At 70.1% G+C, this 22,382-nt stretch carries 17 protein-coding genes and 2 pseudogenes; 9 read left to right on the top strand and 10 right to left on the bottom strand.

Features of this window, described 5'->3' with window-relative positions; all coding sequences use genetic code 11:
- The first annotated feature begins 265 nt into the window (after window positions 1-265).
- The 6 genes and pseudogenes from IEX31_RS02310 to IEX31_RS02335 all read left to right on the top strand — a co-directional run.
- Window positions 266-2,854, top strand: a complete 2,589-nt coding sequence (locus IEX31_RS02310; RefSeq protein ID WP_188741837.1) for a galactose oxidase early set domain-containing protein — start codon at window positions 266-268, stop codon at window positions 2,852-2,854.
- Window positions 2,851-3,447 (top strand): hypothetical protein, encoded by a 597-nt coding sequence (locus IEX31_RS02315; protein WP_188741838.1) that lies wholly within the window; start codon window positions 2,851-2,853, stop codon window positions 3,445-3,447. The genes IEX31_RS02310 and IEX31_RS02315 overlap by 4 nt, the downstream gene beginning before the upstream one ends.
- Window positions 3,448-3,469: 22 nt before the next feature.
- Complete coding sequence (locus IEX31_RS02320) at window positions 3,470-4,738, top strand: glycosyltransferase family 2 protein (protein WP_229662056.1); 1,269 nt, start codon at window positions 3,470-3,472, stop codon at window positions 4,736-4,738.
- Window positions 4,735-6,339, top strand: coding sequence for a glycosyltransferase family 39 protein (locus IEX31_RS02325; RefSeq protein ID WP_188741839.1), 1,605 nt, complete (start codon window positions 4,735-4,737; stop codon window positions 6,337-6,339). Before IEX31_RS02320 ends, IEX31_RS02325 begins: the two co-directional genes overlap by 4 nt.
- Before the next feature lie 28 nt (window positions 6,340-6,367).
- The gene (locus IEX31_RS02330; protein ID WP_188741840.1) at window positions 6,368-7,543 is read left to right on the top strand and encodes a glycosyltransferase; all 1,176 of its coding nucleotides are present in this window, start codon (window positions 6,368-6,370) and stop codon (window positions 7,541-7,543) included.
- 159 nt (window positions 7,544-7,702) lie between these two features.
- Window positions 7,703-8,476, top strand: a pseudogene (locus IEX31_RS02335) (LysR substrate-binding domain-containing protein); the annotation flags it as partial.
- 75 nt (window positions 8,477-8,551) lie between these two features.
- On the opposite strand, the gene rbfA reads toward IEX31_RS02335, so the two are convergent.
- From rbfA to nusA, 4 genes are all read right to left on the bottom strand, one after another.
- Entirely contained in the window at window positions 8,552-9,031 is a 480-nt protein-coding gene (rbfA, locus tag IEX31_RS02340) for a 30S ribosome-binding factor RbfA (RefSeq protein ID WP_188741841.1), read from the bottom strand.
- 128 nt (window positions 9,032-9,159) lie between these two features.
- Window positions 9,160-11,919, bottom strand: a complete 2,760-nt coding sequence (gene infB / locus IEX31_RS02345) for a translation initiation factor IF-2 (protein ID WP_188741842.1) — start codon at window positions 11,917-11,919, stop codon at window positions 9,160-9,162.
- 88 nt (window positions 11,920-12,007) lie between these two features.
- Window positions 12,008-12,253: a YlxR family protein gene (locus tag IEX31_RS02350; RefSeq protein WP_188741843.1), complete on the bottom strand. Its 246-nt coding sequence runs from the start codon at window positions 12,251-12,253 to the stop codon at window positions 12,008-12,010.
- A 44-nt stretch (window positions 12,254-12,297) separates the two neighbouring features.
- A complete protein-coding gene (gene nusA, locus IEX31_RS02355; protein ID WP_188741844.1) occupies window positions 12,298-13,296 on the bottom strand; it encodes a transcription termination factor NusA in 999 nt (332 codons plus the stop codon).
- Window positions 13,297-13,432: 136 nt separating this feature from the next.
- Between nusA and IEX31_RS19495 the strand changes: the two are divergent.
- The 3 genes and pseudogenes from IEX31_RS19495 to IEX31_RS02365 all read left to right on the top strand — a co-directional run.
- A pseudogene (locus tag IEX31_RS19495) lies at window positions 13,433-13,555 on the top strand (hypothetical protein); the annotation flags it as partial.
- A 37-nt stretch (window positions 13,556-13,592) separates the two neighbouring features.
- Window positions 13,593-14,012, top strand: coding sequence for a hypothetical protein (locus tag IEX31_RS18660; RefSeq protein ID WP_229662057.1), 420 nt, complete (start codon window positions 13,593-13,595; stop codon window positions 14,010-14,012).
- Window positions 14,013-14,889: 877 nt separating this feature from the next.
- Window positions 14,890-15,699 carry a DUF1206 domain-containing protein gene (locus IEX31_RS02365; protein ID WP_188741845.1) on the top strand — a complete coding sequence of 270 codons (810 nt, stop codon included), beginning with the start codon at window positions 14,890-14,892 and terminating at the stop codon, window positions 15,697-15,699.
- A 9-nt stretch (window positions 15,700-15,708) separates the two neighbouring features.
- Here IEX31_RS02365 and IEX31_RS02370 read toward each other — a convergent pair whose 3' ends face one another.
- The 6 genes from IEX31_RS02370 to IEX31_RS02395 all read right to left on the bottom strand — a co-directional run bounded on the left by IEX31_RS02370 (window position 15,709) and on the right by IEX31_RS02395 (window position 22,378).
- Window positions 15,709-17,511, bottom strand: a complete 1,803-nt coding sequence (locus IEX31_RS02370; RefSeq protein ID WP_188741846.1) for a proline--tRNA ligase — start codon at window positions 17,509-17,511, stop codon at window positions 15,709-15,711.
- A 67-nt stretch (window positions 17,512-17,578) separates the two neighbouring features.
- Window positions 17,579-17,740, bottom strand: a complete 162-nt coding sequence (locus IEX31_RS02375; protein WP_188741847.1) for a hypothetical protein — start codon at window positions 17,738-17,740, stop codon at window positions 17,579-17,581.
- A 399-nt stretch (window positions 17,741-18,139) separates the two neighbouring features.
- Window positions 18,140-19,270, bottom strand: a complete 1,131-nt coding sequence (gene ispG, locus IEX31_RS02380) for a flavodoxin-dependent (E)-4-hydroxy-3-methylbut-2-enyl-diphosphate synthase (protein ID WP_188741848.1) — start codon at window positions 19,268-19,270, stop codon at window positions 18,140-18,142.
- A 250-nt stretch (window positions 19,271-19,520) separates the two neighbouring features.
- Window positions 19,521-20,465 (bottom strand): hypothetical protein, encoded by a 945-nt coding sequence (locus IEX31_RS02385; protein WP_188741849.1) that lies wholly within the window; start codon window positions 20,463-20,465, stop codon window positions 19,521-19,523.
- 199 nt (window positions 20,466-20,664) lie between these two features.
- On the bottom strand, window positions 20,665-21,732 hold the full coding sequence (locus IEX31_RS02390) for an alpha/beta hydrolase (protein WP_188741850.1): 1,068 nt from the start codon (window positions 21,730-21,732) through the stop codon (window positions 20,665-20,667).
- A gap of 13 nt (window positions 21,733-21,745) precedes the next feature.
- Entirely contained in the window at window positions 21,746-22,378 is a 633-nt protein-coding gene (locus IEX31_RS02395) for a CoA transferase subunit B (RefSeq protein WP_188741851.1), read from the bottom strand.
- Window positions 22,379-22,382: the final 4 nt, after the last annotated feature.

The following is a 22,382-nucleotide window of genomic DNA, read 5'->3' on the forward strand; positions in this document are numbered from 1 at the left end:
TCCGCCACCACAGAGTCAACCACCCCTGACCCGGCCGCGGGTCGCGCTCACCGCCCTGCCGCAGTGGGGGGCCAAAACGCGATCGAGAAGTGCGGAACGTCAGTTGTCGGCGCGCCCGAGCGTGGTTAAGCTCCGAGCACCCCGACACCCGCCGAGCGCCGCTGCTCCCCGACGATTCGCGTCCTGTACCCCGGCGCCATCGTCGTACGATCCGGCCGACCCGAAATCCGCCGGCACGAACTCCCGCCCGCCCCCAAGGAGATCCATGCTCACCCGCCCGCGCCGTCGGCGCGCGGGGCGCTTCGGCGTCCTCGCTGCCGTGACTGCCGCTGCCTGCCTCCTCGGCACCGGTGTCATCGGCCTGCCGCCTGCCCTCGCCGCTGCAGAGAACCTCGTGGCCAACCCGTCGCTCGAGGCGGGCGACACCTGGCCGGAGTGCTTCTCCCCCAGCGGCTGGGGGACGGAGGCGGCTTGGACGGCGAGCGCCGGGCGCACGGGCGAACGCTCGATCTCCTTGACCATCTCGGGCCACGCCGAGGGCGATCGCAAGCTCCTCCAGACCGAGACGCCCGCATGCGCGCCATCGGTCGATGCGAACCGAAGCTACTCGCTCAGCGTGTGGTACCTGGCCTCGGCGACCGTGCATCTCACCGTCTTCCGGCACAGCGATTCGGGCTGGAGCTACTGGGGCGACTTCGGCGCCTTCGCCCCGACGGGCGAGTGGGCGGACGCCACCGCCACGACGCCGCCCCTGCCCGACGGCACCGATCGACTCGTGTTCGGCCTCTCTCTCGCCACGGACGGCACGGTCACCACCGATGACTACCGCCTGGCCGACGCAGACCCGGGCGATCCTCCGGCGACGCCGGTGAACCTCGTCGCGAATCCGCACCTCGCCGAGGGCGACGGAGTGCCCAACTGCTTCATGGAGGCCGGGTGGGGAGAGCAGACTGGCGTCTCCGGCATATCGGACGACACTCCAGCCGGTGCTCCGGCCGGGTCACGTTCGTTCGCGATCGAGCTCGCCGACCGCCTGTCCGGGGATCGCAAGCTCCTTCAGTCGGAGGCCACCGGCTGCGCGCCGACCGTGGAGCCGGGCCGGAGCTACGACGTGGCCGTCGACTACCGGTCCAGCTCGGAGGCCAACGGACTGACGGTCTTCGCCCACACGCCCGGGGCCGGGTGGGCCTACTGGAACGAACTGGCTTCACTGCCCGAAACCGACGTGTGGACCACAGCCCATGCGGCGACGCAGCCCGTCCCGGCGGGCGTGGATCGCCTCTCGTTCGGCATCTCGATCTCCGCGCCCGGGACACTCGCCACCACCGGCTACTCGCTCGCAGCGTCGCCGGATCAGCCGGAGCCCACCCCGACGCCCACTGCCGATCCCACCCCCTCGGAGCCCCCCGGGCCCGGAGATCCGCAAGACCCTGCGATCGTCGGGGAATGGGAGGTGCTGGCGTCGGAGATGCCGCTCCGGACGATCCACACCACGCTCCTCCACGACGGGCGTCTGCTCCTCGTCGCCGGCTCCGGCAACGACGGCACCCAGTTCGCCGCGGGAACCTTCCGCGCCGTCGTCTGGGATCCGGTCGCGTCGACGTTCACTGAGATCCCGACGCCGTACGACATGTTCTGCGCCGGCCACGTCACCCTGCCCGACGGCAAGGTGCTGCTCGCCGGCGGCACCGGGGCCTTCCCCGAGGAGGATCAGGGACCCAACACGTTCAAGGGGTCGAGGAAGAGCTACTACTTCGACCCTGCCGATGACGCATTCCATGCCACCGGCGAGATGGCGGGGGCCCACTGGTACCCGAGTCTCACCAAGCTCGGCGACGGCGACATCTGGTCGGCCGGCGGGCTCGACGAGAAGGCCGAGGGCACCGTGCTCACCGAGATCTTCGACACCTCCGAGCTCAGGTGGCTCTCCCCCGGCGAGGTCCCCCAGACCTGGAGCTTCTGGGGCACCTACCCGCACATGTACCTCCTCGAAGACGGCATGCTCTTCTACGCCGGTGCGCACACCTTCGGCAACGGCCTTCCCGGCACGGGCGCCTCCCTCTACGACTGGCGCACCGCGCAGATCTGGGACGTGCCCGGCCTCCGGGAGAAGGATCTCCGCGATCAGGCCGGCTCCGTGCTCCTGCCTCCGGCGCAGGATCAACGGGTCATGATCGTGGGCGGTGGCAACACCGACGCGAATCTGCCGGCCACCTCCCTCGTCGACATCATCGACCTCTCCGTGCCGTCGCCCGGCTATGAACAGGGCCCGGACCTCCCGGGCCCCGGGAAGGGCTACGTGAACGTCCTCAACCTGCCCGATCGCACCGTGCTGGCGGCCAACGGGGCCCGGCTCAACCGTGCAGAGGATGTGCACACGGCCGCGATCTACGACCCGGTCGCGAATGCCTGGCGCAGCGTCGCTGCCGACCCGATAGGCCGCAACTACCATTCCACCGCCATCCTGCTGCCCGACGGGCGAGTGGCCGTGTTCGGGTCGAATCCGGCCGACAACTCATTCGAGTTGCGCATCTCGGTGTACTCGCCCCCATACCTGTTCGGCGGCGCCCGCCCGACGATCGAGCAGGCGCCTGGGTCGGCCGCGTACGGCGAGTCGCTGGAGCTCCAGGTCACCGGCGACGTCGCTTCCGCGGCGCTCATGTCGCCGATGTCGGCCACGCACCAGACCGACACGAACGCCCGGCTCGTCGACCTGCCGATCACGGGCACCGGCGACGTTCGCACGGCGGAGGTCCCCCAGAACGCGAATCTCCTGCCGCCCGGGCCGTACATGCTGACCGTGCTCGACACCGGCGGCGTTCCGAGCGTCGCGAAGTGGGTGTGGATCTCATGAACGGCATTCGCTCCCGGCGCGCACGCACGATCGTGGCGGCATCCGTGCTTCCCGTCCTCATCCTGATCGCGATCGTCGCCTTCTGGCCGCGCCCGGCCACAGGGGCCCCACCGGATGCCGCGACCCACGGGCACCCGGGAAACGCGGCCGCCGCGCAACCGACCGCCGGACCGACGCCGGGCCCGATCGCACTGGAAGCACCGCCGGACTCGCCCGTGGGCGGCGAACCCGGTGTTTCGCTGGCCGAGGCCGCTGCGTCGGCACCGCTCCGGCGCGATGGCGCCCAGGCGCTCGGCGACCCGCGTGAGGCCGTCGATCCCGCCGCCGTCGTCGCCGCACCGGGTGACCTCGGAGGATGCCGTGCCGAGTACGGCCTGGCCGGCCAGTGCCTCACGGTCGTCCCCCCCAGCCTCGCGGAGCACGCCGCCGACATGCGAACGGATGGACTCGACCCGGCCGCCATGGCGCACTCATGGAGCTGCACCGAAGTGCGAGACCTCTTCTCCGGCGGGATAGCGGTGCGCACTCCGGGTATCGACCCGCTCGGACTCGACGCAGACGGCGACGGACTCGCCTGCGATCCCGACGATTGACCCGACCGAATCGAGAACCCCCGTGCCCATCGCCTCACTCCTGCTCATCGCCTTCTCGATCGTCCTGCTCGCCCTGTCCGCCTCGACGCTGTACGTGGCGACCTACGCGTGGTGGGATCCCAAGCGGCGCGACCGGACCGGTTACCCCGCCGACCCCGGCAGCACCGGCCTGAGCTTCTCCCTGATCATGCCGTGCCGAAAGGAACCGGAGACGGTCATGCGCGCCACGCTCGACGGGCTCCGCGCGCAGACCCACCCCGACTTCGAGATCATCGTCTCGGTCGGCCACGACGACCCGGAGACCGTCGCAGTCGCGGAGCGGCTTGCCGCCGAGCATCCCGATCGCGTGCGGGTGAGCATCGACCGCAGCGAGGCGAAGAACAAGCCCCGCCAGCTGAACACCGCCCTCGCAGACTGCACGAAGGACGTGGTCGGCGTGTTCGACGCCGAGTCGATCGCCGCTCCCGCCCTGCTCGCCAACATCGATGCGAGTTTCAGGGCCACCGGGGCCGACGCGGTGCAGGGCGCGGTGCAGCTCGTGAACTACCGCGACAGTTGGTTCGCCCTCCGGAACTGCCTCGAGTACTTCGTCTGGTTCCGCTCGCGGCTGCACGCGCACGCCCAGCTCGGGTTCATCCCGCTCGGCGGGAACACGGTGTTCGTGCGCCGGCACCTGCTCGACGCGATCGGCGGGTGGGACGAAGGCTGCCTCGCCGAAGACTGCGAGCTCGGCGTCCGCCTGTCGACCGAAGGCCACAAGATCGTGGTCGCCTACTCGCCGGAGCTCGTGACCCGGGAGGAGGCGCCCGACTCGGTGGCGGCTCTCGTCAGGCAGCGGACCCGGTGGTCCCTCGGGTTCATGCAGGTCTATGCGAAGGGTGTGTGGCGCCGGCTTGCGACCGTTCGCGAGCGGCTCACCGCCCGATGGACGTTGACCCAACAGCATTTCATGGCGCTCACCGGAATCGCGATCCCGGTGTCGATCGGCCTGGCGATCTGGGGCGACTTCCCACTCCCCGTGACGCTCATCGCCTTCCTCCCACTGATCACGACACTCGGGACGGTCGCGATCGAAGCGTGCATGCTGCGCGAGTTCGGTCGAGACCACGGCTTCGCGATCAGCACGCGTGACTACGTGCGCCTCGTGCTCTCCACACCCGTCTACCAGGCACTGCTCGCCGTCGCCGCGGTTCGCGCATATGTGAAGTTCCGCCTCGGCGACTTCCGCTGGGAGAAGACCGATCACTCCGGCAGCCACCTCGGCTACCTCGGTGCGGAGGCGGCGCGATGACGGCTGCGACGCGAGCATTCGAGGTCGAGGCCCCTGTCGCCGAGGCATCGGGTCCGGGCGCCCGGGTCCGCCAGGCGATCGAGCGGCTGCTCGCCGCCCCCGACGTCATCACGGTGACCGCCATCGTGCTCGCGGCAACGGTCATCTGCCTCTGGAACCTCAACGGGGCGCCGGAGTTCCAAGACGACGAGGGCACCTACGCCGCGCAGGCCGTCTCCGTCCAGCGAGGTGACCTCGCGCCCTACACGTACTGGTACGACCACCCGCCGTTCGGTTGGGTGCAGCTCGCGGCGCTCGCCTGGTTGCCGCAGCTGCTCGAGGTGGGACGCGGCACCGACGTCGAGGCGATGCGGGTGGCCATGGCCGCCTTCTCCGTCGCGACATGCGTGCTCGTCTACCTCGTCTGCCGCCGAGTCGGGGCCCGGCTGCCATTCTCGGTCCTCGCCGCCGGGGTCTACCTGTTGTCGCCGCTGTCGCTCGAGCTCGGCCGGCAGGTCTACCTCGACGGCATCGCCACCACCTGGCTCCTCGTCGCCTTCTGGCTTGCACTCTCGCCGCAGCGTGCACTCTGGCACCACATCTCGGCAGGGGTCGCATTCGCGATCGCCGTGCTCTCCAAGATCACGGCGGCCGTACTGGGACCGGCCCTCCTCGTCGCCCTGCTCGACCGCACCACCTGGCGAGGCCGGGAGTTCTCGATCGTCGGGTTCCTGGCGCTGGGCGGCCTCACGATCGCCGTCTATCCGCTCATGGCGCTGCTGCGCGGCGAGCTCATCTCCGGGCCGGGGCACGTCTCCCTTCAGGATGCGATGGGCTACCAGTTCGTCTCGCGCTCGGGCTCGGGGTGGATCTGGGATGCCGGCTCCCACCGGTTCGACCTCGCCTCGAGCTGGATCGGGATCGACCCCTACCTCGCAGTCGGCGGTGTGTTCGCCGGGCTGGTCTGCCTCGTGGCACGGCGTACGAGGTGGATCCCGGTGGCGATCGCCTGCTGGGCGATGCCCGTCGTGGCGAGCCAGGGATACCTGCCCGCGATGTACGTGCAGGGAGTACTGCCCTTCATGGCGATAGCCATCGGGGCCACGGCGGATCTGACCTGGCACGGCCTCCACCGCGCGATCCGCATGGTCGCTCCGGGAGCACGGATCGCCGGGCCCGCGCTCGTCGCCGCCCTCATCACGACGGCCGTCGTGCTCATTCCCGTTTCCAACTGGGTGGAGCGCGACACGCGCCTGATGACGCGCGACCTCAACGCCGATTGGCACCGGACGCTCGAATGGGCCGCTGCGAACATCCCGCACGACGAGGTCACGCTCGTGCCGTATTCCATGTGGCACGACCTCAACGAACGCGGATGGAACGACCCGTGGACGCTCGTCGTGCTCGAGAAGGTCGATCTCGACTCCCGCTTCGAGCTCGAGCATCCCGACGGATGGGTCGCGATCGATTGGATCATCGAGGGCCCTACGGTCCGTCGCAACATCGAGAACCTCGACCTGGAGGAGGCAGGTCGGGCATACGCGGACTCGGAGGTGGTCCAGTCGTTCGGCGACTGGAACGTTCGCCGGGTCATCCACCCTGCTCCGATCGACATCGAGTGATCGCCGCAACATCCGACGGAGAGCGAAGATGAGCGTTACCGTGATCGTGCCCACGTTCAACGAGGCACCGAACGTCGAGGAGCTCGTACGGCGGATCGAATCCGTCGTCGACCTCGACGCCGAGATCCTGTTCGTGGACGACTCCACGGACGACACCCCCTCGGTGATCGAGGCCGTTGCCAACACGAGTCGCGTTCCCGTGCGGCTCCTGCACCGCTCTGAGCCGCACGGCGGCCTGAGCGGGGCAGTGGTCGAGGGCATCCGCGATTCGACGCGCGAGTGGTGCCTGGTCATGGACGGCGACCTCCAGCATCCGCCCGAGATGATCCCGGTGCTGCTGGAGACCGGCCGGCAGACCGACGCCGACGTGGTCGTGGCATCCCGCCACGTCGCCGGCGGCAGCGATGCCGGCCTCAATGGATGGCTGCGCCGCGTGGTATCCAACGGATCGATCGCACTCACCCGGGCGATGTTCCCGAACCGATTGCGCAACTGCACCGATCCGATGACCGGCTTCTTCGCATTTCGGCGCGGCTCCGTCGTCATCGACCGGCTCCGTCCGCAGGGCTTCAAGATCCTGTTGGAGATCCTCGCCCGCCACCGACTGCGCGTGGTCGAGGAGCCGTTCGTATTCGGCTCGCGGCACGCCGGCGAGTCGAAGGCCGACATCGGACAGGGCTTGCGATTCGCGCACCAGCTCGCATCGCTCAGATTCGGCCGTATGTCGCGGTTCGCCGTCATCGGGGCCCTCGGCGCGATCGGGAACGTGCTGCTGATGGCCGGCATGGTCGCCCTCGGCATCCCCTACCTGCTCGCTGCGGCAGTCGCCGCCATCGTGACGATCGTCGCGAACTTCGCGCTTCAGGAGCGATTCGTCTTCCACGACCTCCGGCACGAGGGCCGCGGTCTCTGGAGCCGGTTCGCGCACTCGTTCGCGTACAACGCGGCCGATGCCACCGCCAGGCTTCCACTGCTCTGGTGGCTGGTCGAGATCACGTCGATTCCGAGCGTCATCGCGCAAGCGGTGACGCTCGCGGTCGCCTTCGTGCTTCGATTCGTGTTCCACTCGCGAATCGTCTACCGTCCGCGGCGCACCACGCCGGTCAGCCCGTTGCTGGCCGAACCGAAGGCGCCGCTGCCGGGAACGATCCCATCGCCGACGGGCGCTGAGGTCGTCACCGGCACGGCCGGGCACGACCGGTAGTCGGGTCACCGGTCACGCCCGGCAGCGGATAGGTGGGGGGTCGTGCGTGCGCACGCACGACCCTCTACCGCTCATTCCCCGCGTCGGGATCCGGCGACGACGATGTCCGGGCTCAGCGAGGTGCTGGGACGGATGTCGTCGGGCGACGGCACCATCGATATGCGACGATGCAGTGAGGCCATCACCCACGCACCCGGTCGCATACCGAGCCCCGGCGATCTCCTCGTGCTGCTCCTCGCGCGCGCCGGGCGCTACACGGCCGCCGCGGCCGAGCTGGGCATCAACCACACCACGAACGCCAGGCGAATCGGCGCGGTCGAGGACGCGCTCGGCGCGCCTGGTGCCCCGAGTCTGTCGGGGGTCGTGCGCCTGTCGGCGACCGACGGGTTCAGCGGATTCATCGCCGCCCCCGCGATCGTCGCCATGCGGCGGGCGCATCCCGACGTCACGCTCGAGATCGTCGCCGCCACCAGGCGCTCGGCCCGGCACCGCGTCGGGGTCTACCTCGAGGTCGTCGTCGGACGCCCGCACGTGCAGCGGGCCGAGGAGATCCGGCTCGCGGAGTACGCGCTCGGGCTCCATGCGAGCCGTGAGTTCCTCGAACGGCACGGCGCCCCGTCGTCGCCTGCAGGACTCGACGGGGCGCCGCGCGTGTACTTCATCGAGTCGATGCTGCAGGTGGACGCGCTCGACGAGGCGCGCCGATCCACGCGCGGCATGGTCGACTCGGTCTCGAGCACGAACGTGTACGTGCACGTCGACGCGACACGCGCGGGAGCCGGCTTCGGCCTGCTGTCGGCATTCCTCGCGGATCCGCACGACGACCTGGTGCGCCCGTTCCCCGACGAGATCGACGAGCGCCAGCCGTACTGGCTCGTGTGCCGGCCCGAGGCACTGCGGCAGCCGATCGTGCTCGCCTTCATCGAGGCGCTCCAGGCGCGGGCCGCCGGCGTGGGGCACGAGCTGCTCGGCACCAGGCCGCCGGCCTGGGCCCGACCTGGCCGCCCGTCAGTGCATGCCGGGCTCCTCGTCGGCGAGGTCCGCGTCATCGAGGTCCGCCTCGTCGAGATCACGCGGCTTGACGTAGGGATCGGCCTCTCCGGCGTAGGCAGCGGTCGACGCGAGCACCGACGTCTCGGCGTCCCGCGTGCGCGCCTCGCGGAGGAGCGCCTCGATGTGCTCGGCGTTCTCGGGGATCGCGTCGGCGATGAACTCGAGCGACGGCGTGAGCCGCGCGGTGATATTGCGGCCGACCTCGGTGCGGAGCATCCCGGTGGCCGCCTTGAGGGCTAGTGCGGAGTCGCGGCGCTCCTCGTCGGAGCCGTACACCGTGTAGAAGATGCTCGCGTGCTGCAGGTCGCCCGTGACGCGCACGTCGGTGATGGTCACGAAGCCGATCCGCGGGTCGCGGAGCCCCTTGTCGAGCCGTCGCGCGACGATCTCCTTGATGCGATCGGCCATCTTCCTGGCCCGTGCCGGATCCGCCATGACTTCTCAGCCCTTCCTCACCCCGCGATGTGGCATCGCCCGGGGTTCCTGATTCTTCGCTCCGGTGAATCGGGGCAGGGGTCCCCGTTCTTCACCGGAGCGAAGAATCAGGGACCCCCGCCCACGAGCTACACGCGGGGCTTCTCCCGCATCTCGATGGTCTCGATCTCGTCGCCGACCTGGATGTCGTTGTACCTGCCGAGGCCGATGCCCGCCTCGAAGTCCGTGCGGACCTCGGTGACGTCGTCCTTGAACCGGCGAAGCGACTCGATGGCGAGGTTGTCGCCCACCACGACGCCGTCGCGGATGACGCGAGCCTTGGCGTTGCGCGTGATCGTTCCGGACCGCACGATGACACCGGCGATGTTGCCGAACTTCGAGGAGCGGAACACCTCGCGGATCTCGGCGACACCCGACTGGACCTCTTCGAACTCGGGCTTGAGCATGCCCTTGAGCGAGTTCTCGATGTCGTCGATCGCGTTGTAGATGACGTTGTAGAAGCGCACGTCCACACCCTCGCGGGCGGCGCGCTCGCGCGCCTTCACGTCGGGGCGGACGTTGAACCCGATGACGATCGCATTGTCGATCGTCGCCAGGTCGATGTCGCTCTCGGTGACCGCGCCCACACCGCGGTGGAGGATGCGCAGCTGCACCGAGTCGTCGACCTCGATCTTCATGAGCGACTCCTCGAGCGCCTCGACGGCGCCCGACACGTCGCCCTTGATGATGAGGTTGAGCGCCTCGACCTTGCCCTCCTCGAGCGCACGCGTGAAGTCCTCGAGCGAGATGCGCTTGCGGGCCTTGGCCAGCTGCGCGTTGCGCTCGGCGGCCTCGCGCTTCTCGGCGATCTGGCGGGCGGTGCGGTCCTCCTCGGTCACGAGGAAGGTGTCACCGGCCCGCGGAACGCTCGAGAGGCCCTGCACCTGCACGGGACGCGACGGGGTCGCGGCGAGCACGGGGTCGCCGTTCTCGTCGGCCATGGCACGCACTCGGCCGTACGCCGTGCCCGCGACGATCGCGTCGCCGACCCGCAGCGTGCCGGACTGGATGAGCACGGTCGCCACGGCACCGCGCCCCTTGTCGAGCTTCGCCTCGATGGCCACGCCGCGCGCGTCCTTGTCGGGGTTGGCGCGCAGGTCGAGCCCGGCGTCCGCGGTGAGGAGCACCGCATCGAGCAGTTCCTGGATGCCGATGTTCTCACGCGCGGACACGTCTACGAACATGACGTCGCCGCCGTACTCCTCGGCCACGAGGCCGAACTCGGTGAGCTGCTGGCGCACCTTGGCGGGATTCGCGTCGGGCTTGTCGATCTTGTTCACCGCGACCACGATCGGCACGTTGGCCGACTGCGCGTGGTTCAGCGCCTCGATCGTCTGCGGCATGATGCCGTCGTCGGCCGCGACCACGAGGATCGCGATATCGGTCACCTGCGCACCACGTGCACGCATGGCGGTGAACGCCTCGTGACCCGGGGTGTCGATGAAGGTGATCGCACGCTCGATGCCCTCGTGCTCGGTGCGCACCTGGTACGCACCGATGTGCTGCGTGATGCCGCCGGCCTCGCCCGCGACGACGTTCGCGTTGCGGATCGCGTCGAGGAGTCGGGTCTTACCGTGGTCGACGTGGCCCATGACGGTGACGACCGGCGGACGCTGCTCGAGGTCCTCGTCGCTCTCGCCCTCCAGCTCCGCGTCGAGGTCGATGTCGAAGCCCTCGAGGAGCTCGCGGTCCTCGTCCTCGGGCGAGACGACCTGGATCTTGTAGCCGAGCTCGACGCCGAGCACCTCGAAGGTGGCCTCGTCAAGCGATTCGGTCGCGGTCGCCATCTCACCGAGGTGGAAGAGCACCGTGACGAGCGAGCCGGGGTTGGCGTCGATCTTGTCGGCGAAGTCGGAGATGGAGGCGCCGCGGCGCAGCCGGACGACGGTGTTGCCGTCACCGCGGGGAACGCTCACGCCGCCGAGCGACGGAGCCTCCCGCATCTCGAACTCCTGCCGCTTCGTGCGCTTCGACTTGCGAGCCTTGCTCTTGCCGCCACCGCGGCCGAACGCACCCGCGGTGCCGCCGCCGGGGCCACGGCCACGGCCGCCGGCGCCCGCGGGACGCGGGCCGCCGAAGCCGCCACCGGGTGCACCGCCGGGACGCTGGAAGCCGCCGGCACCGCCGCCGGGACGCGCGCCTGCTCCGGCACCGGCGCCGCCGGGACGCTGGAAGCCGCCGCCCGGACGACCGCCGGCACCTGCCGGACGGGGTCCGCCGGGGCGCGGCGCGCCAGGGCGCGGGGCCTGCGGACGCGGGATGTTACCCGGCGTCGGTCGCTGGCCCATGCCCTGCGAGCTCGAGAACGGGTTGTTGCCCGGGCGCGGCTGCGCGGGACGCGAGCCCATGCCCTGCGAGCTCGAGAACGGGTTGTTGCCCGGGCGCGGGGCGCCGGGGCGCGGTGCGGGGCGCGGAATGGCAGCGCTCGGCTTCGGGGCCGCGGGCCTCACGGCATCGGACGACGCCGCAGGTGCGGCGGGTGCCTCGACGGGCTTGGCCGCAGCGGCCTGGGCCGCCTTCTCCTCGGCCTGCGCCTGGCGCTCGGCGACCGTCATCGGCGCCTCGGCCACGGGTGCAGGGGCGGCCTCGGGCTGGGAAGCCGGTCTCGGACCAGGCTTCATGCCGGGCTTCGCCGCGGGCGCCGCCTTCGCGGGCGCCGCCGCGGGCGCCGCCTTCGCGGCAGCGCCGGCCGCCTCGAGCGCGACCTTCAGCCGGCGCGCGACGGGGGGTTCGATGCTGGACGAGGGTCCCTTGACGTACTCGCCCATCTCCTTGAGCTTCTCAAGGGCGATCTTGCTGTCGACACCGAGTTCGGATGCGATCTCGTGTACGCGTGGTTTCGCAGCCACTTCTCTCCTGTTCCGGGCCCACCCCGAAACAGGGGATGGACCATCAATGACGGACGGGTCTCATTTCGAGCCGCTCATGAGTTGTCCATTAGCCGTTCAGCCTGTCCTCTACATTGCTGGTGTCCACCTCGCCGCGGATGCGGAGTGCGCGTCCGAAGGCGCGTCGCCGCACGGCGAGCCGGTAGCACTCGAGCGTCGGATGAAGCCACGCACCCCTGCCCGGAAGCACGGCCGAAGCATCGGCGACGACCTGGGAGTTCCGGAGGACGACCCTCAGAAGCGAGGATCGCGGGGCACGAGAACGGCATCCGATGCACGTTCTGACGGGTTCCATCCTACACCTCCGGGGCGGTGCGCCCGCCGACGCCTCCGATGGGCTCAGTTCGATTCGAGGACCGAGTCGGGCTGGATGTCGATCTTCGCCCCGGTCAGCTTCGCCGCGAGCCGGGCGTTCTGCCCCTCCTTGCCGATCGCCAGCGACAGTTGGTAGTCGGGCACGAGCGCGCGCACGGCGCGAGTCGACTCGTCGATGACGAACGCCTTGGTGACCTTCGCCGGCGAGAGCGCCGAGGCCACGAAGGTCGCGAGGTCGTCGTTCCAGTCGACGATGTCGATCTTCTCGTTGCCGAGTTCGGCGGTCACGGCGCGAACGCGCTGGCCGAGCTCGCCGATGCAGGCACCCTTGGCGTTGACGCCGGGCTGGTTCGCGCGCACGGCGATCTTCGTGCGGTGGCCCGCTTCGCGGGCGAGCGAGACGATCTCGACGACGCCCGATGCGATCTCGGGAACCTCGAGCGCGAACAGCTTGCGCACGAGCGCGGGGTGCGTGCGCGAGACCGTGATCGACGGCCCCTTCGCCCCCTTCGCGACGCTCGTGACGTAGACGCGGATGCGCTGGCCGTGGGGGTACTCCTCGCCGGGCGCCTGCTCCTCGGGCGGCAGGATCGCCTCGACGGTGCCGAGGTCGATGTGGACCATGCGGGGATTCGGTCCCTGCTGGATGATCCCGGCGACGATGTCGCCCTCGCGCCCGCGGAACTCGCCCAGCACCGCGTCGTCGGCCAGGTCGCGGAGGCGCTGGTTGATGACCTGCTTGGCCGCGAACGCAGCGATGCGCCCGAAGTCGCTCGGGCTGTCCTCGGCCTCGCCGATGACGTTGCCCTCCTCGTCGAGCTCGGGCACGAAGATCGAGACGTGACCCGTCCTGCGGTCGAGGTGAGCGCGGGCGCCGTTGGGGTTCGTGTGCCCGTGCTGGGCGGGGTTGGTGTGCTTCACGTAGGCCATCAGGATCGCCTGCTCGATGATCTGCACCAGTTCGTCGAACGGGATCTCCTTCTCGCGCTCCATCATGCGGAGTACGCTGAGGTCGATATCCATCTCCGGCCTCCCCTATTCAGCTCTCAGCCGCTTCCCCTCGGAGCGGACAATTCAGGTTAGCGGATGTCGCGGCCCGTCATCCCCGATTTCGGCGTCAATGGGGGGTGACATGAAAACCACGACGCGCACCTACACCATGCGAGCGCGGGCCGAGCAGGCCGAGCAGACGCGCTCCCGCATCCTCGACGCGACGATCGCCCTCGGCGGCCAACGGCCGCTCGTCGCATGCACCCTTCCCGCCGTCGCGGAGCGCGCCGGCGTCTCGGTGCAGACGGTCCTTCGCGCCTTCGGGTCGCGTGACGGGCTCCTCGAGGCCGCCCGCCTGCGCACCCTCCCCGCGGTGCTCACCGACCGGCCGGCCGACCCGGGCGATCGCCGCGGCACGATCACGGCCCTCGTCGATCAACTACGAGGACCGCGGCGACGCGGTGCTCCTCCTGCTCGGGCAGGAGGCCTGGGAGCCGTTCGCCGCCCGAGTCACCTCCACCGGCAAGCGCCTGCACCGCGAGTGGGTGCAGGCGGCCTTCGCCGACGTCGTCGGTTCGCTCTCCGACACATCGCACACCGAGACGATCGACCTGCTCGTCGCCGCCACCGACGTGTCGGTGTGGAAGATCTGGCGGCGCGATCAGGGCCGCAGCCGAGACGAGACCATCGAACGGATGCTGCGGCTTGCGGCATCCGTCGCCGACAAGACCGGAAGGGATGCATCATGACCGGATCCGCCATCGTCACCGTCGACGGCGGGGCAACATGGCCCCGCGATGATCATCGCACACCGGCTCGCCGAGCGCGGGCACGACGTGCACGTGCTCAGCCACGAACGCCAGCGCGAGGTCGTCGCGGCTGCCGGCCACGCGTCGGTGCGCGGCGCCGGGGCGGCCGGGGTCCCCGCCGCCCCGGCGCGGTGCTGTTCCCCACCTTCCTCGAATTCTGGAGCGCCCGTACCTTCGCGGTCCGGTCGGGGCGCTGGCCCGACTGCGCGGCGCCGAGCCGCTGCGACTGTGGGATGCCGCGTCCGCGCGCATCGTGGCGACCGCGTGTCGCTGGACCCCGCGGCAAGCCGTCCCGGCAAAGCTGCCTGCGAGACCTGGATCGGCTCCCTCGAGCACGGTCTGCGCGCCCGACCCGACCCGGCTCGCCCGCCGCTGGTGCTGCTCAGCCTGAGCACCACCTGGTTCCCCCCGATCAGGCGGACGCCCGCGCAAGGCGGGCAGCAGTCGCATCGCACAGGCCGCCACCTCCCTCCTCGCCGACGACGGCGTCAGCGAGTGCGCCGCCGGCTGGGCAGGCGCCTCCGGTCGACGGATGCCGCGGCAACGGCCGCCGACGTGCTCGAGCAGCTCGCCGCCCACCGCCGCACCGCCGCCTGACCCATCGACCGAACGGACTCCCGTGCCAGGGCGGATGACCGGACCGCAGGTCTCCGCGTCGCGCGGCACCGAGAGGAACCCCCGCACGCGACCGCGGTCGGCGCCCTCGAGCGGCACCGTGAAGAGCTCGTCGGCACGGGGGATCCGGCAACAGAGCACAGGCTCCGAAAGGTTCGCAAGGGGGCGCGGCGCGGATCGCGCCGTGGCTACGGTGGGCCTCATGAACCCGGATACCAGCAAAGCCGTCGCAAGCTCGGCCCAGAACACCCCCACCTTCCGCGTCATGGCCCGAGTGGGGTACCTGGTCCTCGGAATCGTGCACATCATCATCGGAGCCATCGCCGTCTCGGTCGCGGTGGGCGCCGGCGGCGGCGAGGCCGACCAGGGAGGTGCGATGGAGCAGGTGTCCCGCGTGCCCTTCGGCACCGTCGTGCTGTGGGTCATCGCGCTCGGGCTCTTCGCGCTCGGCGTGTGGCAGATCGGCGAAGCGGTCGTCGAGCGCGACCCCGACACGAAGAAGAAGTGGGGTCGGCGCGTCAAGTACCTGGGCGCCGCGATCGCCTACTTCGCGATCGGCGCCACCGCGCTCACCTACGCGCTGGGCGGGCAGTCCGACTCATCCCGGTCCACCGAGACCCTGACCGCGCAACTGCTCGCGGCACCCGGCGGCATCGCGCTGGTCGTGCTCATCGGGCTCGTGGTCCTCGGCGTCGGTGTCGCGTTCGTCGTGCGCGGCATCCGACGGTCCTTCGAGAAGCAGCTCTCGCTGCCGGCCGGCAAGGTCGGCGATGGCGTTCGCACCCTCGGCGTCGTCGGCTACGTCACGAAGGGCATCGCCATCGCGGTCGTCGGCGTGCTGTTCCTGGTGGCTGCGCTGACCCACGATCCCGAGAAGGCGGGTGGACTCGACGCGGCGTTGAAGAGCCTCGCCGATCTGCCGTTCGGGCAGGGCATCCTGTGGCTGGTGGGCGCCGGGCTCGTGATCTACGGGGTGTACTGCTTCGCCCGCGCCAAGTACGCCCGACTCTGACCGGCGGGGTCAGACCGCCGCTTCGACGGCGGACGCCGACGGTGCCTCGCGGCGCAGCGCACCCGGGACCTCGCCGATCGGCATCGTGACGCGATCGCCCGACGCGCGGTCCCACACCTCGACGACGCCGTCGGCGACGCCGCGGCCGGCGATCACGATCTTCGGCACGCCGATGAGCTCGGCGTCGCCGAACTTCACGCCGGGCGAGACCTTCGGACGGTCGTCGTAGAGCACCTCGTATCCCGCGCGCTCGAGGTCGGCGACGACCTCCTCGGCCGCCTCGAAGACCCGCTCGTCCTTGCCGGTGGCGAGCACGTGCACGTCGAACGGCGCGATCGCCGCGGGCCACACGAGGCCCTTGTCGTCGTGGTGGCCCTCGGCGATGATCGCCATGATGCGCGTGACGCCGATGCCGTACGAGCCCATCGTGACCGTGACGAGCTTGCCGTTCTCGTCGAGCACCTTGAGGCCCAGCGCGTCGGCGTACTTGCGACCGAGCTGGAACACGTGGCCGATCTCCACGCCCCGGGCCAGCTCGACCGGACCCGATCCGTCGGGCGCCGGGTCGCCCGCACGGACGTCGGCCGCCTCGACGACGCCGTCGGCCGTGAAGTCACGACCGGCGACGAGCCCGAACACGTGCTTCTCGTCGAGGTTGGCCCCGGTGATCCACTCGGTGCCGTCGACGACGCGAGGGTCGACGAAGAAGCGGATGCCGGTCGAGGACTCGGCACCGAGGACGGGACCATCGAGCGACCACGGGCCGATGTATCCCTTCACGAGTCCCGGATGCTTCGCGAAGTCGGCTTCCGTCGCAGCTTCGACCTCGGCCGGGGCGAAGGCCACCTCCGCGCGCTTCAGCTCGATGTCACGATCGCCGGGCAGGCCCACCACCACGACCTCGCGCGTGCCGTCGAGGTGGGTGAGCGCGAGCACGACGTTCTTCAGCGTGTCGGCCGCCGTCCAGGGTCGGCCGTCGGGACGCGGGTACTCCGCGTTCGCCAGGTCGACGAGCGTCGCGATCGTGGGCGTGTTCGGCGAGTCGAGCACGACCGGCGCGGGAAGCCCGTCGAACGGGATCGGCTCGGGCGCGATCGTGCGGAACGCCTCGACGTTCGCGGCGTACCCGCCCGCCGACCGGACGAAGGTGTCCTCACCGACGGGGCTCGGGTGCAGGAACTCCTCGCTCTTCGAGCCGCCCATCGCACCGGCATCCGCCTCCACGATGACGTAGTCGAGGCCGAGCCGGGCGAAGATTCGCTCATACGCATCGCGTTGCAGCTGGTAGCTCGCGTCGAGGCCCGTGTCGTCGACGTCGAACGAGTACGCGTCCTTCATCGTGAACTCGCGGCCGCGCAGGAGCCCCGCGCGCGGGCGGGCCTCGTCGCGGTACTTGTCCTGGATCTGGTAGATCGTGAGCGGCAGGTCCTTGTACGACGAGTACAGGTCCTTCACGAGCAGCGTGAAGACCTCCTCGTGCGTCGGTGCGAGCAGGTAGTCGGCGCCCTTGCGGTCCTGCAGGCGGAAGACGCCCTCGCCGTACTCGGTCCAACGGTTGGTGACCTCGTATGGATCTCGGGGCAGGAGCGCCGGGAAATGCACCTCGTGCGCGCCGGCGGCGGTCATCTCCTCGCGGATGATCTGCTCGATCTTCGCCTTGACCCGCAGCCCGATCGGCAACCACGCGAACACGCCCGGGGCCTGGCGGCGGATGTAGCCCGCGCGCACGAGCAGACGATGGCTCGCCACCTCGGCATCGGCGGGGTCTTCACGGAGCGTGCGGAGGAAGTAGTTGGAAAGGCGAGTGGGCACCCGACGATTCTAGTTGCGCGGCCCGCCCGAGTCCGTCGCGTTTCTCGGCCGCGGAGCCGGGGGCCGCTCAGACGCCCTCGTCGTCGTCTTCCTCGTCCTCGATGGCGAAGTGCTCGAGCTCGTCCTCGATCGCCGTGCCCTCGTCATCGGCACCCTCGTGCAGCGTTCCCGTGCCGTCGGGATACCCAGCCTCGTCGGGGTACTCGTACTCGGTGCCGTCTCCGCTCATCGCGGTCCCCTTTCGCGAATGGATGCCGCCGGCATCCGACGCGCCCCAGACTACTCGCGCAGGTCTGCGTCGACCGCCGTCCGGCGGGCGAGGCATCCTTGTCGACCTGCCCGCCGACGCCTGCCCGCTCGACCGCCGCGGCGACGAGACGATGGTCGGCGTGACGGGTCATGGGCACGACGAGCACCGGAACGCCCGCGGCCGGCGCGCGCATCGTCGTTCCGTGGCCGCCATGCACCAATGAGCAGGCGGGCCGACCGCAGCAGCTCGCCGTGGTCGCCGAAGACACGCACCTCGACACCCGGCGCGCTCGGGAGCGCTGCCGGATCGATGGCCGGCCCGGCCGTGACGACAGCACGCACGCCGAGGTCGGCGAGCGCCCGGTGTCGAGGTGCGTGCCTACGGCGTGAGCACCTGCGGCGAGCCGACCGGGGCGTCCGCCCCCATCTCGGCGGCGATGCGGTTCGCCTCGGCGATGAGCGTCTCGACGATCTCGGACTCGGGCACGGTCTTGATGACCTCGCCCTTCACGAAGATCTGGCCCTTGCCGTTGCCGGATGCCACGCCGAGGTCGGCCTCGCGTGCTTCCCCCGGCCCGTTGACGACGCAGCCCATGACCGCGACCCGTAGCGGCACCGTCATGCCCTCGAGCCCATCGGTGACGTCGTTCGCGAGCTTGTAGACATCGACCTGAGCGCGCCCGCAGGAGGGGCAGGAGACGATCTCGAGCCTGCGCTCGCGCAGGTTCAGCGACTGCAGGATCTGCAGGCCGACCTTGACCTCCTCGACCGGAGGCGCCGAAAGCGAGACGCGGATGGTGTCGCCGATACCTTCACTGAGCAGGATGCCGAACGCCGTGGCGCTCTTGATGGTGCCTTGGAAGCTCGGGCCCGCCTCGGTCACGCCGAGGTGCAGCGGCCAATCGCCGCGCTCGGCGAGCAGCCGGTAGGCCTTCACCATGACGATCGGGTCGTTGTGCTTCACCGAGATCTTGAAGTCGTGGAAGTCGTGCTCCTCGAAGAGGCTCGCCTCCCAGACGGCCGACTCCACGAGCGCCTCGGGCGTCGCCTTGCCGTACTTCCCGAGCAGCCGGGGGTCGAGCGAGCCCGCGTTCACGCCGATGCGGATCGAGACGCCCGCCTCCGCGGCGCGGCGTGCGATCTCGCCGACCTGGTCGTCGAACTTGCGGATGTTGCCCGGGTTCACGCGCACGGCGGCGCACCCGGCGTCGATCGCCGCGTACACGTAGTTGGGCTGGAAGTGGATGTCAGCGATGACCGGGATCTGGCTCTTCTTCGCGATGATCGGCAGCGCCTCGGCGTCGTCGCGGCTCGGCACAGCGACGCGCACGATGTCACAGCCCGACGCCGTGAGCTCGGCGATCTGCTGAAGGGTCGCGTTGATGTTCGGCGTGGGCGTGGTCGTCATCGACTGCACGCTGATCTGGGCGTCGCCGCCGACGAGCACCTTGCCCACCTTGATCTGGCGGGACTTGCGTCGCGGGGCCAGGACCTCAGGGACTTTTGGCATTCCGAGATTCACTGCAGGCACGTGACGAGTCTACTTCCGCCCGGCTGGGCGCTTCCTCATCGAACGGATGTCACCACGCCATGTTTCCGTTCCCGCGCCACGTGTCCCGCCCACCGGACACGTGGCGCGCGAACGGAAACACGAGACGATCGGATGCCCCGCTGGCTCGAGCCATTTCCCCTGTTGCCGTTCCTGCGCAATGTTGCCGACGCACCGGACACGCGGCGCGGGAACGGAAACATCGTGCGACTCAGCGCGTCGGGCGCAGCCCGGCTTGCATCAGCTCGGCCCGTAGCAAGTGCGGGTCCATCGCGATGCGCCAGTCCCAGCGGGCGCCGAACGGACGGTGCTTGCGAATGCGGTTCTCGCGCTCCTTTTCGGCCAGCACGACCTCTCGCTCCGTGCGCCCGTTCATGAACTCGGGCTTCAGGTACTTGCCGAGTCCGTCGAACTCGCCGAACGTCCGGTGCGCGGGCCAGTCGAAGTCTGCGATGTCCACTCCGCCGTCGGCGCGGGGGAACGGTATCTGGAGTTCGGGCGCCGGGAAGTGCAGCAGGTGCATGTTCGCGCGGCTGATCGACTCGCCTGGAGAGCCGGATCGCACGTCGACGAAGTCGAGGGACGCACGTGCCCGCCGTATTCCTGCGACGGTGCCGAGCCCTTCGAACACCTCGACGAGCCGCTCGGGAATGACGCCGGCGATCGGCTTTCCGGCGCGATCGGTCGTCTGCTCGCGGCATCCGTGATCGAGTGCGGCGACGGCGGATGCGAACGGCAGCATTCGCGCGACGTCGGTGAGCGTGCGTTCGTAGGATGTCACGAACCGGTCGTCGAGCTCGACGATCTCCTCGTCGGAGACGGCCTCGTGATGCCACACCACGCCGTTCTTGGAACGTACGCGCGAACGACCGCAGGCGGCAAGGTGCACGTGGTGCAGGTACGGACCCACGATCGGGATGCCCCAGAGGATCGCCGCGGACACGTGCGAAATGACCGGCTGGGCGCGCCTCGTGGCCACGACCGCATCGATCGCGAAGATGTGGCGCTGCTCGTATCCTGCGCTCTCCCACTCAGCCGAGTCGACGTAGACGCCGCGGCGGAGGCGGTCGAGCGGATCCGTGCTCCAGAATCGGATGTCCTCGCCCTGCAGCCGGAGGTCGCGGACGGTGATGAGGGATGTCGAAGCTCCGGGCATGTCGGAAGTGTCTGCTCCGGCATGGTGCAGCGGTGACCGCCGTGCTCTTCGCGTGCAACCGCCATTACTGCGCGAGCCTGTGGAGGAGGGGTCACCGAACCAGGGGGCGCTCCCGAGCGGTGCCCGCAATGTTTCCGTTCGCGCGCGCCGTTCCCCGCGCAGCGGGAACGCGACGCGCGAACGGGAACAAGGGGCGGGGTCAGGCCGCCGCGCGGTCGCCCGACTCGATGAGCGCGAGCAGCGCCGCACGGAACTCGTCGGGGCACTCGAGGTGCGGCGAGTGGCCGCAGTCACCGAGCTCGAGTTCGGTGAACGAGCCGCCGCGGTCGGCGTAGCGCTCCAGCACGGCCCGGGTCTGCGCGATCATGGGCTGCGGCGGTGCGACCTCGGCACCGGGCCATCCGGGGATGATCCCGAGGGCACCCAGCTGGTTCAGGTCGAAGAACGAGGCGTCGCCGACGATCGCGTCCTGCGCGCCGTGCACCCAGAGCACCGGCGGCTTCGGCTCGACGTCGACGATGCCCGTCGTGTCGAACACCGTCGGCGCCATGGTGTTCAGGATGCCGCGGCCACCCGGCGCGAACCCGGGCCAGTTCTCAGACGGCGCGGAGTCGCCCGGATAGTTGTCGACGCCGGTCTTCGTCGTCAGCATCGACTCGACCCAGATGTCCTCGTGCTCCGGCGTCTTGCCCGGGGCGACGTACGTCGCCCGGTACACCGCACGCGGCGAGTTCTCCTCGTCGCTGCGGTCGCCCGCGGCGAGCCGGGCCACGAAGTCGGGGTTCGCACCCCCACCGCCCGTGCCCGCTGCATCCGCGGTCAGCAGGCTCCCCTCGAGCGCGGTCCCGCCGAAGCCGTACGGCGAGACGGGCGCCTGCAACGTGAGCGTGGCCACCAGCTCGGGCCGGTCGATGAGCAGTTGCATCGCGACTCCCCCGCCCATGCTCCAGCCGACCAGGTGCACGGCGCCGAGGCCGAGGGTGTCGATGACGGATGCCACGTCGTCGGAGAAGTCCCGGACGCCGCGCGTGGCGTCGACCGGGAGGGTCTCGCTGTCGCCGAAGCCGCGGAGGTCGGCGGCGAGGGCTCGCACGTCGGCGGGCAGGGCGAGCATCACCGGCTGCCAGAACAGCGACGACGAGACGTTGCCGTGCACGAAGAGGACCGTCTTCGATGCGGCATCCGACGGACGCTCGAGGACGTTCGCGGCGAGGCGCGGGGTCTGCACCCGACGTGCGGTGATGCCGGGAAGGATGGTGTCGACCATGGTGTGGTTCCGTTCAGTCCGTGAGAAGCGGCGGTTCGGTGGCGGCGACGACCTCGTCGACCGTGACACCGGGGGCGAGCTCGACGAGCCGAAGGCCGTCGGGCGTGATGTCGATGACGGCGAGGTCGGTGATGATGCGGTCGACGACCCCCCTGCCGGTGAGCGGCAGGGAGCACTCGTTCACGATCTTGGGCGAGCCGTCCTTCGCGACGTGCTCCATGAGCACGATCCTGCGGCGGGCGCCGTGCACGAGGTCCATCGCGCCGCCGGGGCCCTTGACCATCTTGCCGGGGATCATCCAGTTCGCGAGGTCGCCCGTGGCCGACACCTGCATGGCGCCGAGGATGGCGGCGTCGATCTTGCCGCCGCGGATCATGCCGAAGCTGGTCGCGGAGTCGAAGTACGCGGCGCCGGGCAGCACGGTCACGGTCTCCTTGCCGGCGTTGATGAGGTCGGCGTCGACCTCGTCCTCGGTCGGGTACGGGCCGACGCCGAGGATCCCGTTCTCCGACTGCAGGAGGATCGTCGTGCCCGCTGGCACGTAGTTGGGCACCAGGGTGGGCAGCCCGATGCCGAGGTTCACATACGAACCGTCGGCGAGCTCCTGCGCGGCACGGGCGGCCATCTCGAGGCGGGTCAGTGCCATGGTG

Origin of the sequence: Agromyces bauzanensis, from assembly GCF_014645655.1 — a bacterium.
GTDB lineage: Bacteria > Actinomycetota > Actinomycetes > Actinomycetales > Microbacteriaceae > Agromyces > Agromyces bauzanensis.

Bases quoted from the DNA above. Each gene is read 5' to 3' on its own strand.
- IEX31_RS02315 (WP_188741838.1), top strand. From the start codon at position 2,851: ATGAACGGCATTCGCTCCCGGCGCGCACGCACGATCGTGGCGGCATCC.
- IEX31_RS02385 (WP_188741849.1), bottom strand. From the start codon at position 20,465: ATGCCCGGAGCTTCGACATCCCTCATCACCGTCCGCGACCTCCGGCTG.
- IEX31_RS02375 (WP_188741847.1), bottom strand. From the start codon at position 17,740: ATGAGCGGAGACGGCACCGAGTACGAGTACCCCGACGAGGCTGGGTAT.
- IEX31_RS02310 (WP_188741837.1), top strand. From the start codon at position 266: ATGCTCACCCGCCCGCGCCGTCGGCGCGCGGGGCGCTTCGGCGTCCTC.
- IEX31_RS02330 (WP_188741840.1), top strand. From the start codon at position 6,368: ATGAGCGTTACCGTGATCGTGCCCACGTTCAACGAGGCACCGAACGTC.
- IEX31_RS02350 (WP_188741843.1), bottom strand. From the start codon at position 12,253: ATGGAACCCGTCAGAACGTGCATCGGATGCCGTTCTCGTGCCCCGCGA.
- ispG (WP_188741848.1), bottom strand. From the start codon at position 19,270: ATGCCAAAAGTCCCTGAGGTCCTGGCCCCGCGACGCAAGTCCCGCCAG.
- rbfA (WP_188741841.1), bottom strand. From the start codon at position 9,031: ATGGCGGATCCGGCACGGGCCAGGAAGATGGCCGATCGCATCAAGGAG.
- IEX31_RS02390 (WP_188741850.1), bottom strand. From the start codon at position 21,732: ATGGTCGACACCATCCTTCCCGGCATCACCGCACGTCGGGTGCAGACC.
- IEX31_RS02325 (WP_188741839.1), top strand. From the start codon at position 4,735: ATGACGGCTGCGACGCGAGCATTCGAGGTCGAGGCCCCTGTCGCCGAG.
- IEX31_RS02365 (WP_188741845.1), top strand. From the start codon at position 14,890: ATGAACCCGGATACCAGCAAAGCCGTCGCAAGCTCGGCCCAGAACACC.
- nusA (WP_188741844.1), bottom strand. From the start codon at position 13,296: ATGGATATCGACCTCAGCGTACTCCGCATGATGGAGCGCGAGAAGGAG.
- IEX31_RS02395 (WP_188741851.1), bottom strand. From the start codon at position 22,378: ATGGCACTGACCCGCCTCGAGATGGCCGCCCGTGCCGCGCAGGAGCTC.